The organism is Stenotrophomonas sp. SrG (assembly GCF_050031795.1).
Classification (GTDB): Bacteria; Pseudomonadota; Gammaproteobacteria; order Xanthomonadales; family Xanthomonadaceae; genus Stenotrophomonas; species Stenotrophomonas rhizophila_A.
Genome location: NZ_JBNBBE010001274.1, coordinates 1 through 236, shown reverse-complemented (window position 1 = coordinate 236; position 236 = coordinate 1). Strand labels below are relative to the sequence as shown.

Below are 236 nucleotides of genomic sequence, written 5' to 3'. Positions count from 1 at the left end.
TCCCCGGGCATGGCACGCAGCTGCGACAACGCCGCGAGGCCGGCCTGCGTGCGCTGGAAATCCTGCACGGCTTCGCACCACGCCTGTGCGGACCGGTGCTGGACGGCACCGCCGACGCCAACAGTCCGGTGCAGCAGCAGCTGCACAGCGACGACGCCGATGCCGTGCAGCGGGTCCTGGAAGAACACCGCATCCCGGCCGAGTCGCGACTGCGCCGCCTTCGCCTGGACCGCGAA

1 pseudogene is annotated in these 236 nt (G+C 71.6%); it reads left to right on the top strand.

The window, feature by feature from the left end:
- A pseudogene (locus ACQG3P_RS23520) lies at window positions 1–236 on the top strand (hypothetical protein); the annotation flags it as partial.